This window comes from Actinoplanes couchii (assembly GCF_016862075.1).
GTDB lineage: Bacteria > Actinomycetota > Actinomycetes > Mycobacteriales > Micromonosporaceae > Actinoplanes > Actinoplanes couchii.
In genome coordinates this window covers 1-9,283 of record NZ_BOMG01000160.1, presented here as the reverse complement: position 1 = coordinate 9,283, position 9,283 = coordinate 1, and the positions used below count along the sequence as shown (strand labels likewise).

Annotated in this window: 7 protein-coding genes; 1 reads left to right on the top strand and 6 read right to left on the bottom strand. The window is 67.1% G+C overall.

Features of this window, described 5'->3' with window-relative positions:
* Window positions 1-128: 128 nt before the first annotated feature.
* From Aco03nite_RS52000 to Aco03nite_RS51975, 6 genes are all read right to left on the bottom strand, one after another.
* A complete protein-coding gene (locus Aco03nite_RS52000; RefSeq protein ID WP_203810624.1) occupies window positions 129-1,733 on the bottom strand; it encodes a methyl-accepting chemotaxis protein in 1,605 nt (534 codons plus the stop codon).
* 1,043 nt (window positions 1,734-2,776) lie between these two features.
* The gene (locus Aco03nite_RS51995; protein ID WP_203810622.1) at window positions 2,777-3,160 is read right to left on the bottom strand and encodes an STAS domain-containing protein; all 384 of its coding nucleotides are present in this window, start codon (window positions 3,158-3,160) and stop codon (window positions 2,777-2,779) included.
* A gap of 23 nt (window positions 3,161-3,183) precedes the next feature.
* Window positions 3,184-4,308, bottom strand: coding sequence for a cobalamin B12-binding domain-containing protein (locus Aco03nite_RS51990; protein WP_203810620.1), 1,125 nt, complete (start codon window positions 4,306-4,308; stop codon window positions 3,184-3,186).
* Window positions 4,305-5,843, bottom strand: coding sequence for a PP2C family protein-serine/threonine phosphatase (locus tag Aco03nite_RS51985; protein ID WP_203810619.1), 1,539 nt, complete (start codon window positions 5,841-5,843; stop codon window positions 4,305-4,307). The genes Aco03nite_RS51990 and Aco03nite_RS51985 overlap by 4 nt, the downstream gene beginning before the upstream one ends.
* Window positions 5,844-6,235: 392 nt before the next feature.
* Window positions 6,236-6,808, bottom strand: a complete 573-nt coding sequence (locus Aco03nite_RS51980; RefSeq protein WP_203810617.1) for a DUF1707 SHOCT-like domain-containing protein — start codon at window positions 6,806-6,808, stop codon at window positions 6,236-6,238.
* Between the two features lie 155 nt (window positions 6,809-6,963).
* Window positions 6,964-7,416 (bottom strand): ATP-binding protein, encoded by a 453-nt coding sequence (locus tag Aco03nite_RS51975; protein ID WP_203810615.1) that lies wholly within the window; start codon window positions 7,414-7,416, stop codon window positions 6,964-6,966.
* Between the two features lie 620 nt (window positions 7,417-8,036).
* Between Aco03nite_RS51975 and Aco03nite_RS51970 the strand changes: the two genes are divergently transcribed.
* The coding region (locus Aco03nite_RS51970) for a GAF domain-containing protein (RefSeq protein ID WP_203810613.1) at window positions 8,037-9,283 on the top strand (1,247 nt) is incomplete at its 3' end.

Genomic DNA, 9,283 nt, shown 5'->3' with positions numbered 1-9,283 from the left:
TCCGGCTGATCGCCGGCAATCCTCACCACTGACCGCGTGTAGTTCCGGATTGTCCGGGAGTGGGTTCCCGGTCCCCGTGAGGGTGCGTCGTTGACTCATCGCTCGTTCGCGCACGCCCGGTGACCTGATCACACCCGGAATCGGGACATCGCGCGATCCAGCGAGCCGGCCAGGTCGGCGAGCTGTTCGGCGGCGTTCGCGGCCTGGCCGGCGCGGTCCCGCGACGTCTGCGCGGTGTTCGAGACCTCGCCGACGGTGCGGGCAATGTCATCGACGCCGCGCGACGCCTCTCCCACACTGCGGGTGATCTCCTGCGTGGTGGCGGTCTGTTCCTCTACGGCTGACGCGACGGTCATCTGGTGCTCGTTGATCCGCTCGACGATGTCGCTGATCTGGTGGAGCGCGGCGGCGGCCTCGGAGCTACTGGTCTGGATCGCCTGGATCTTTCTGGTGATCTCCTCGGTGGCCTTGGCAGTCTCCTGAGCCAGGTCCTTGACCTCGGACGCCACCACCGCGAAGCCCTTACCCGCCTCACCGGCACGGGCCGCCTCGATGGTCGCGTTCAGGGCCAGCAGGTTGGTCTGCTCGGCGATTGCGTTGATCACCTTGACCACGTCGCCGACCTCGGTGCTGGCTTCCCCGAGCGTCGCTACCGACGCGTTGGTCCGGGTCGCGGTGGCCAGCGCCTGCTGGCCTACCTCGACCGCGCCGGCCGCACTGCGGGAGATCTCGGCGATGGCCGCGTTCATCTCCTCGCTGGCCGCCGCCACGGTGCTGACGCTCCCGGCTACGTCGTTCGCCGCATCCGCGGCGGTCTGCGACCGCGACGCGGTGCCGGAGGCGTCACCTTCGATCCGGACGGCCACCTGGTTGAGTTCGCCGGACGCGGCGGTCAGCAGACGTGCCTGATCGAGCACCTCAGCGACACTGGATCGCATCGACGACAGTGAAGCCTTCAGCCCGCGGGCCATCACCCCCACCTCGTCCCGGGTGCCGGGGTCGTCGACTTCAGCGGTCAGGTCTCCGTCGGCGACCCGGCTCAGCGAGTCGGCGACCGCGCGCAGCGGCCGGCTGATTCCTCGGGCGACCCACACGGCCAGAGCCAGGCCGGCGAGCAAAGCCACCGCGAGGGTGGACAACGACACGGTCAGCGCGGTCCGGTACGAGGTGCCGAGCTGTGCCGCTCGTTGTGCCGCCTGCGTCTCCTCGGCTGCCAGCATCTGCTTGAGCAGGGCCTTGCTGGCCTCGTACGGCGCGTCCGCCTCCCCGTCCTTGATCGACTGGTACTCCGCGACATCGCCCTTCAGCGCTGCGGGGATCATCTTCGTCTCGGCCAGTTCGTTGTACTTGGCGAGCTGCTCGGCGAACTGAGCCACCACCGCAGGGTCGGCGGCGCCCGCCGAGTATTCGGTCAGCAGCGCCTCGATCTCGCTGATGTCGTCCTTGATGTCCTGGACCTTTTTGGTGACCGCCTCGGTCCCCGGCTTCAGTAGTGCCAGACCGTTCTGGTCCAGGCGCAGCAGCCGAAAGGTGTCACGCAGATCCGACGCCACCACCATCGACTGCACGTTGTCGTCGTAGATCTCGTTGCCCATGTCACGGACGTTGCCGGTCTGGACCAGGGTCGCCATCGTTGCCCCGGCGGAGACACCCACCGCCACCAGCACCGAGACGACGATCTTGGTGCCGACCGGGAGATCTCCCCAGAGCTGACGTCGAGCCGGAAGCTTCATCTGTACCCAATCGCTGGTCGCTGAGGTCCGCCAACCTGCTGATCGACACCAGCGGACGCCATTCGAGTGCAAAAGGGTTGCATTCCCGACATCGCGGCATAACGGGATGACGCTCCGTAGCACTCCTAGCAGATCTGCGCGAGCCAGACCGGCATCGTTACCTCAATCTCGGCGAAATGCGAACGGCCCAGATCGAGCCGGTCGGGGCAAGGACCGGATACCGGACCGTCGGTGACCGTGCGAGTCATAACGGGAACCACATGTCACAGAGGCAGACCAGACGAGGCTGGAGGCATATCACCGCTCGGCGCCCGATACGCTGACTTTGGCCCAGCATTTGAAGGCAACGGCACCGGTCAAGTTCGCTGGCCGGAGTCAAGGCGGAGGCTGATGATCGTCAGTCATGGCAGGATAGTCACGCGGTCATCCGGCCTGCTGCGACCAAACCGCGCTTAGGGGCCTACCGAGGCATCAGAGACGTACCACTGGTTCTCCGACGGCCTCTCAGCCGCAGACGGCCGCTCTGCCAGCTCATTCCGGTGGCAGTGGAGTGCCCCCGATCTGGTTGACCAAGCCGGCCCGATCAAACTCGATGCCGCCCTTCTCGACCTTCGGGATCCGCCCCTGGGTCTTGCCAACTGCAGCAGCCAGATCCGCCTGGGCCATCCCCAGCCGAAACGCACTCGCCGGATCCGCTGACCGATCGACTCCCGTTCCTCCAGTACGGTTACCCTCCCATCCTCGTGACCAACAGCCCGCAAGTCCCATCACGCTACGGCGACGGGAACGGCGCGATTTTCGGACAGATAGCGGCTCGGCTCACCGGCCGGGAACCGGTCTACCAACTCTTGGCTCGGCTGTGGACACCTACGAAAATAACCTGGGGTCGGCTCACGTTTTGGTCCGGCCCCGGTCGAGTCCCCGCCTCGGGACAAATCGACGATGTTATCGGTTAGCAGGGTGGCGTCGAGGTCGGTGGCGGATGGTTGTCGGTGGAAGGTCGCGAGAATCCGTCTCATGACGGATGTCGTAGCTGAGGTGTGTCATGCGCCTGAATCTCGTTGCGGCAGGCCGGTGGATGAGGTGGCCTGTTGCGGGGCGGTCAGGTGCTCGTAGGTGCCGGTGACTTTGAGGATGCGTTCCAGCACCGGTCCCGGGTTGTGCAGGTAGAAGTCGATGCCGCTGTCGTCGGCCCAGTTGTGTATCTGCAGGAAAACGGACAGGCCTGTGGAGTCGATCAGCTTCAGTTGCCGACAATCGATCTGCAGGACGCGTAAGTGTTCGTGCTGGAGCATGACTCGCTGTACCTGGTCGAATACGTCGTTGCCGGTTTCGTAGATGAGGTCACCGGCGAGTGCAAGGCACACCGTATGCGGGCAGGCGGACGGCGGGACAATCACGACGCTGACGGCGGGGAGAACGGTCACGGGGGTTCTCTCGGTGAAGTGGTTCATGGGCGGCCGGTGAGCGCGGTGCGCCCTGCGGTGATGAGGCGGCGGGTGCGGGGGAAGTCGCGGAGTTGCTCTGCGAGCAGGTCCAGTCCGGGCAGCAGAGAACGGGCGGGGACACCACGGCTGGTCAAGATCTGTGCAGTCCAAGTGAGAAAATCGGTGAACAGGTCGGCGTCATCGACGTAGAGCGCGGTGGTCAGGAAGTCGACGATGTGGGCCAGGTCCTCGGCGGTGCGTTCGCGTTGCTCCTCGCTGTAGCCGGCCATGGCGGGTAGTTGCTGTTCCAGGCGCTGGAACACCTCCCGCACCAGGTGGCGTGCGGAGCGGGTGACGAGCGTGTATTCCTGGTCGGCCAGGTGGGGCAGGTCGTCGACGGCCTGGTGAGCGGCCCGTGGTGCGGCCCGTGGTGCGGGCAGCGGTCCGGCGGCGAGGGTGTCGGCGGCGCAGCGGGCCTCGGGGGCCCAGGCGTCAGCGCCCAGCAGGCGGGCGTACCGGCCGTCGGTGCCGAAGGCGCGCCCGCCGACCATGACCGGGGTTCCGGTGGCCTGACAGGCGGTGATCGCCGCGTGCGCGGCTGGAAGCCGGGTAGGCAGCGAACTGGACAGGCATACCACGGCCGGGCCGGCGCGGTGGAGATGGCTGACCAGGTGCGAGGTGGGCACCTGGGCGCCGAGGTAGGCGACCTGCCACCCGCGTAGCCGCAGTGTCTCGGCCAGCAGTCGTGCGGGCAGGGCGTGCCATTCGTTGTTCACGCAGGCGACCGTGATCCGGCCCTGGACGGTGGCGGGCCGCTTCACCGGTAGTGCGGCGATGACGCGGTCGTTGATGGCGGTGGCGGCGTGTTCGTCGGCCACACTCAGCCGGTTGGCGGCCCACTCGGTGCCGACCTTGTCCTGGACGGCGCCGATGACGTCCAGGAGCACCGCCTCGGCGTCCAGCCCGGCGTCCAATGCGTTGGCGACCACGTCGAGGGCGGAGTACTCATCGACCGCGCGGACCGAGGCCCACAGCTTGTCGACCCACTCGGTAGCGGTGGTGGTGTCGATGACGGACGTTCCGGCCCGAGTGCCCTCCGAAGACCTGGCAAGCTCGGCGCCATGACGGCATATCCGGTCGGTCGTCATGCGGTGTATCTGCCTCGGGTGGTGCCGTCCACGGCGCTCAGATGCGTGCCGCGGGGTGCGGTAATGGCCAGGACGGCGATGTCGTCGTGGGTGCCGTCGCCGACCCACTCGGCGATGAGCATCTGCACGTGCTCGACGATGGCATCGGCGGGCATGCCGCCGCACCGGGTCAAGGCCCGGCGTAGGCGCTGCTCGCCGTACTCGGTGTCGCCGAGTGGGCCGCTCCTGGCTTCGGTGACGCCGTCGGTGAACATCAGACAGGTGTCGCCTGGTGCCAGCCGCACGCTGGTACCGCGGGAGGTGATCCGGGGCAGGACCCCGATCAGTGAGCCGGCGGTGTCGGCTTCTTCCACGGTGCCGTCACGGCGCACGATCAGCGGGGGCGGATGTCCCGCACAGGTCAGCCGTATCACCACGTCGCGGTCGGCCCGCCGCACCGAGGCCAGCACCAGCGTTGCGAACTTGGCACGGCTACGACTGAGCAGAGCACCGTTCAGCAAGCGCAACAGACGGCCGTGGTCGTCGGCCATCGGCAGCAACGCCCGTAACGTGTTACGGATCTTGCCGGTGAGAACCGCGGCTTGCAGGCCCTTACCGCACACATCGCCCAGCACGGCCAGAGTCTCGGGGTTGTCCTCGGCAGGCGGGTGGACATCGTAGAAGTCACCGCCGATACGGTCGGTGTCGACGCTGGGCCGGTAGCCCCCAGCAAACTCCACGCCCTGCACGTTCCGCACGTCCGGGGGGAGCAGATCCTGCATAAGAACGTCCACGATGGTGCTCTGCTCGGCGTACAGACGCGCGGCTGACATCGCCGCACCGGCACGAGCCGCGAACAGACCGGCGAACGCCTCCTCCGCCTCGTTGAAAGCAGCCTGCTGAGTCCGGCGTAACAGCACCAGCGCACCGGCCGGCACACCGTGCCCCGGCAACGGAGTGATCACCAGGGAACCGACCTCGCCGAAGTCCTCGGGAATCAGCCAGCCAGGAGCCGACGCCGGAACGATCCACCGCGACGGCACCGGCGGGAAACCCTGCAGCGCCTCTGACAACCCTGGTACCGCCTCCACCGCCCCGGCGACGGTGCTACGGGTCAGCCGACCTTGATGATCGATGATCACCAAGGGGTGCCGCCGAGAAGTGGTAAGGGCGATCACCACCGCGGCATCGGCCAAATGCTCGGCCGCCAGACTAGCGGTGACCTCCATGCACCGATCCAGGTTCAGCGATGCGAGCAAGACGCCGGACGCCTCGGCAAGAAACTTGGTGCGCTCTCGTTGGTCATCTAGTTGCTGTAGCACCGCTTGATGGGCGGTCTCCTCCACCAGCCACCACGCCGTTCCGCCGGCAGCGGCAGCTCGCGGCAGTGCCGAGAAGAAGCGGTCATCCACCGCACCGCTCACCTCCGCGGTCTTCGAAGTGCGATGGGCCTCGGCAAGCCAGCCCGGCCCCGACAACTGCAGCCCCAGCCGTGCATTCGGTAGCAGCACACGCGCTACATCATTGAGCTCGGTGACATGCCCAGCGGCATCCATCGCCACCACAGGACACGGAGCCGTGGCAACACTCACCCCACCGACCAAACCGACGAGGGTGGCTCAGCTACGGTGTCGGTCGTTCGTAGTGGCCAGCTGGGGGAGTTCGCCTAGGCCTAGCTTAAACACACGGGCGCTGAGGAAGACCGCGGGCAAGTGGTCGCGGCGACCAAGGCGGTCGGGTGGAACCTCTTGTCCGTGCCGTTGGCCCACCCAATCGGTAGCGCCTTGATCTCTTTGTCCTTCCTGATCGTGGTCGTGGGACATAGCGGGTCCATCAGGGCTTCTTCACCATGATGGAAGCAGACAACCCAGTCCTGCAGCCGCACTTCAGTTCTGAAGTCTGCGCAGGTAATGGATGATCGGGCCCACGGTATGAATCTTCGGTTTGCTCACCAGTGCCACCCCCAGAACTCATGCTGATAGCGGATGGTCAGTTCACCCGCCTTCTGATGCCCGCGCACGATGAAGTGTTGCCGCCCCGAACTTTGCACGACGGGAACCTTCACGACCCGGCGGTTCCCGAGCAGTGATTCGACATCGACGCTCGCTCCATCCGGCAGGACGAGCATGACGGTGCTGGCGAACGTCTGAACATCGATCTCGACGACAGGGTGCGGGATGAGGGCATCAGTGAAGTCCAGGGTCACCGAGCCGGCTCTGCCGATGATCCGCATCTGACGGGGAACCATCCACTGGCCCTTGCGCGTGATACCGGCCAAGACGGCCTGGACTTCCTCGGATGGGGAAACCGGCGCGGATCCTTGCTCCTCCGGGAGGTCAGTAAGGTATGACTGTACGTCGGCGAACGTACGGGCAGCGAGTACTCCTACCACCCGTTGCTCGAACTCGTCCAGCGTCAACCGGCCTTCACTAGTCGCACGCGCTAAGCGTTCGGTGACGGCCTGCCGCTCGGCATCGGACATGAGTACGTGTGGCGGTCTCGCACCCGACATCTCTTTCATCGAAGTGACTGTAGATGCCCAGGGCGCAGACCGTGATGACGCCGCAAAGTGCCGTGCTGAAGGTGGCCGTTCGCCGCTTCTGGGAGTAGCTGGGTTGCGGCTGGTGGTGGCACTGCGACGAAGGCTATCGGGCGTTTGCGGAGCAGCTTTCTTGGTCAGGAGTGGATGGGGAAGGTCGCCCAGATGTGCTTGGTGGTGTCGGTGGCGTACCAGCCGACGCTCAGTGACAGCGCGCGGGCTACGTGCAGGCCACGGCCACCGGCGTTCACCGGTCGGGTGTCGGCGAGGTCCAGGAAGGTGGCCATATCATGGTCGGCGACGTCGACGATGAACTGATCGTCGACCTGCGACAGGCGTACTACTGTGGGCGGCAGGCCGTGTTTGATGGCGTTGGTCGCCAGTTCGGTGGCCACCAGCGCGATGGTCGCGGCGATCTGGTCCAGCTCCGCATCGCGGGAGTCAGCAAAGGTGTTGACCGCCTCCAGCAGATACACGCGCAGCTTGCGGAGTTGACTGCCGTCGTCGAGGACCCAGACATTTAGTTCGTCCGCCTGTGGGGGCGGCGGTGATGTCATCAGGTCACTCGCCGGTGCCCGGTTCCCGCTCATGAGACCGATCATGCCCGCCGTCGGCACTCCCCGTCCGGTGATACCACCGATCCACCAGTGGTGATGCCCGGGCCGGCGGCCGGTAGCCGGTCCCGGCCCGGGCGGTCTGGGTCAACCCGCCGAGACGGCCAGGCTCGCACGGAGCCGCCGCGGAATGGCCGTCCGGCAGCCACCAAGTCGCCGATCCCGGCCGCCAGCGCGGTGTTGGCAAACGGTTCGTCCATGCCCGGCACACCCGGCGTTGTCCGCCCGGGGATTCCCGCGGTTCAGCGACCCGCTGAGCAGGGCCACCGGTGTCTCGGTCGTTACCGGATCGGCGTTGATCGTTGTATACAACTGCAGGCTGGCGCTCTATCGGCGATCCTGACATGGTGCCTGGCGACGATCGTCTTGCCTTTTCAACGGGCCGCCAGCGGCCAGGCAAGCAAAGTCGGCGGGGGGGGGCGGACGACCCGGTCCAGACTCGATCGTCTCGCTCGGGCCCTGAGCAAGTTCGACGACCACCGATGAAGCGCGCCCACTCTGGCAGTTGCTCGGAGGACAGCAAGGGAGTGTTCACGCCGCGATTCCTACAGCACTGTGACCTCAGATCGGCGCGTGCCCGGCCGATCGGGGAGTCGATGAAGATCGTCCCGTCCCGCGCCGTGTCCGCGGCCGTATCGGATCCCGCACGGCTCGCCGCAGTGGCCTCGACGGGGCTGATCGAGCTGTCCTACGCCCCGGTGCTGGACCGGATCACCGGGCTGGCTGCCCGGATCGTCGGCGGGGCGGTCACTATGGTTTCGCTGGTCGAGCAGGACCGGCAGTGTTTCGTCAGCAGCGGCGGGCCGAGCGCCGGAGCGGTCACCGAGACGCCGCTGACCCACTCGTACTGCAAGTATGTGGTGGAGAGCGGTGAGCCCCTGGTCGTGCCGGACGCGCGGGAGCATCCGTTGCTGCACGACAGTCCGGCCATCACCGACTACCGGGCGATCTCCTACCTGGGTGTCCCATTGCGCTCCCCGGACGGTCACATCCTGGGCACGCTGTGTGCCGGCGGCTCCGAGCCGCGGGACTGGTCGGACGATGACGTGGCGGCCATGGAGGACCTGGCCGTCGCCGCCACCGCCGAGATCGCTGCCCGGATCAGCGCCGCCGAGGCCGCCCGCGCCGCCGACCTGATCGAGCAGATTCTGGACAGCACCCTGGACGCGTTCCTGTCCACCGGGCCGTCCGGCCTGGTCACCTCATGGAACCGGGAGGCCGAGCGGATGTTCGGCTGGACCGAGGCGGAGGCCATCGGGCGGGACTTCAGCGAGCTGGTGATCGCGCCCGACGACCGAGAGGCGTACCTCGACTGGCTCGCGCGGACCGAGGCGCAGTCCGCAGCGGCCGGGCGGCGGGTGGCGTTCCAGTCACTGCACCGGGGCGGCCGGCGGTTCCCGGTCGAGTTCTCGCTGACCGTGCTCAGCCGCCCGGACGGCCCGGACGCCTACCTGTTCGTGCGGGACCTGACCGCGGCCCGGCACAGCGAACGGTTGCGCAGCCTGGAGTACTCGGTGGCTGGTGTACTCGCCTCCGCGCAGAGTGTCGAACAGGCCACCGCTGCGGTGGTAGGGGCGGTCGGGGAGACGCTGCACTGGCCGTACGCCGAATACTGGCATCTGGACGCCGAAGGCACCGACATGGAACGACTCGCGGTGTGGTCGCGCGACCCGGCCAGCACCGCGCGCATGACCGAATGGGATGCGATCGTACGCGGGTCGGGCGTGGTCGGCGAGGAGTGGGACGCCGGGACCGCGATCTGGATCTCCGACGTGCCCGGCACCGGCGGACCCCGCGCCGATGCCGCCCGCGAGTCCGCGCTACGGACCGCCGCCGCTGCCCC